Genomic DNA, 2,330 nt, shown 5'->3' with positions numbered 1-2,330 from the left:
TTCGCCAAAACATCTTCGGCGTTGTAAGGTTAAGCCTCACGGTTCATTAGTATCGGTTAGCTCAACGTATCGCTACGCTTACACACCCGACCTATCAACGTCGTAGTCTTCAACGTTCCTTCAGGAGACTTATAGTCTCAGGGAGAACTCATCTCGGGGCAAGTTTCGTGCTTAGATGCTTTCAGCACTTATCTCTTCCGCATTTAGCTACCGGGCAATGCCATTGGCATGACAACCCGAACACCAGTGATGCGTCCACTCCGGTCCTCTCGTACTAGGAGCAGCCCCCCTCAATTCTCCAGCGCCCACGGCAGATAGGGACCGAACTGTCTCACGACGTTCTAAACCCAGCTCGCGTACCACTTTAAATGGCGAACAGCCATACCCTTGGGACCTACTTCAGCCCCAGGATGTGATGAGCCGACATCGAGGTGCCAAACACCGCCGTCGATATGAACTCTTGGGCGGTATCAGCCTGTTATCCCCGGAGTACCTTTTATCCGTTGAGCGATGGCCCTTCCATTCAGAACCACCGGATCACTAAGACCTGCTTTCGCACCTGCTCGAGCCGTCACTCTCGCAGTCAAGCTAGCTTATGCCTTTGCACTAACCTCCTGATGTCCGACCAGGATTAGCTAACCTTCGTGCTCCTCCGTTACTCTTTAGGAGGAGACCGCCCCAGTCAAACTACCCACCAGACACTGTCCGCAACCCGGATTACGGGTCTACGTTAGAACACCAGCCATTAAAGGGTGGTATTTCAAGGATGGCTCCATGCAGACTGGCGTCCACACTTCAAAGCCTCCCACCTATCCTACACATCAAGGACCAGTGTTCAGTGTCAAGCTATAGTAAAGGTTCACGGGGTCTTTCCGTCTTGCCGCGGGTACACTGCATCTTCACAGCGAGTTCAATTTCACTGAGTCTCGGGTGGAGACAGCCTGGCCATCATTACGCCATTCGTGCAGGTCGGAACTTACCCGACAAGGAATTTCGCTACCTTAGGACCGTTATAGTTACGGCCGCCGTTTACCGGGGCTTCGATCAAGAGCTTCTCCTTACGGATAACCCCATCAATTAACCTTCCGGCACCGGGCAGGCGTCACACCGTATACGTCCACTTTCGTGTTTGCACAGTGCTGTGTTTTTAATAAACAGTTGCAGCCAGCTGGTATCTTCGACTGATTTCAGCTCCATGGGTAAACCACTTCACCTACATATCAGCGTGCCTTCTCCCGAAGTTACGGCACCATTTTGCCTAGTTCCTTCACCCGAGTTCTCTCAAGCGCCTTGGTATTCTCTACCTGACCACCTGTGTCGGTTTGGGGTACGATTTCGTGTTACCTGATGCTTAGAGGCTTTTCCTGGAAGCAGGGCATTTGTTACTTCAGCACCGTAGTGCCTCGTCATCACACCTCAGCGTTAATAAACGACCGGATTTACCTGGTCATTCCGCCTACATGCTTAAACCGGGACAACCGTCGCCCGGCTAACATAGCCTTCTCCGTCCCCCCTTCGCAGTAACACCAAGTACAGGAATATTAACCTGTTTCCCATCGACTACGCCTTTCGGCCTCGCCTTAGGGGTCGACTCACCCTGCCCCGATTAACGTTGGACAGGAACCCTTGGTCTTCCGGCGTGCGGGTTTTTCACCCGCATTATCGTTACTTATGTCAGCATTCGCACTTCTGATACCTCCAGCAACCCTCACAGGCCACCTTCAACGGCTTACAGAACGCTCCCCTACCCAACAACACATAGTGTCGCTGCCGCAGCTTCGGTGCATGGTTTAGCCCCGTTACATCTTCCGCGCAGGCCGACTCGACCAGTGAGCTATTACGCTTTCTTTAAATGATGGCTGCTTCTAAGCCAACATCCTGGCTGTCTGTGCCTTCCCACATCGTTTCCCACTTAACCATGACTTTGGGACCTTAGCTGGCGGTCTGGGTTGTTTCCCTCTTCACGACGGACGTTAGCACCCGCCGTGTGTCTCCCGTGATAACATTCTTCGGTATTCGCAGTTTGCATCGGGTTGGTAAGTCGGGATGACCCCCTAGCCGAAACAGTGCTCTACCCCCGAAGATGAATTCACGAGGCGCTACCTAAATAGCTTTCGGGGAGAACCAGCTATCTCCCGGTTTGATTGGCCTTTCACCCCCAGCCACAAGTCATCCGCTAATTTTTCAACATTAGTCGGTTCGGTCCTCCAGTTAGTGTTACCCAACCTTCAACCTGCCCATGGCTAGATCACCGGGTTTCGGGTCTATACCCTGCAACTTAACGCCCAGTTAAGACTCGGTTTCCCTTCGGCTCCCCTATTCGGTTAACC

At 52.6% G+C, this 2,330-nt stretch carries 1 rRNA gene; it reads right to left on the bottom strand.

Annotated elements, in window-relative coordinates:
• Window positions 1-25 precede the first annotated feature (25 nt).
• Window positions 26-2,330 (bottom strand): 23S ribosomal RNA (locus OGY83_RS00015); the annotation flags it as partial.

The organism is Citrobacter sp. Cpo090, assembly GCF_030332665.1.
GTDB lineage: Bacteria > Pseudomonadota > Gammaproteobacteria > Enterobacterales > Enterobacteriaceae > Citrobacter > Citrobacter portucalensis.
This window is presented reverse-complemented; position numbering and strand designations above follow the sequence as displayed.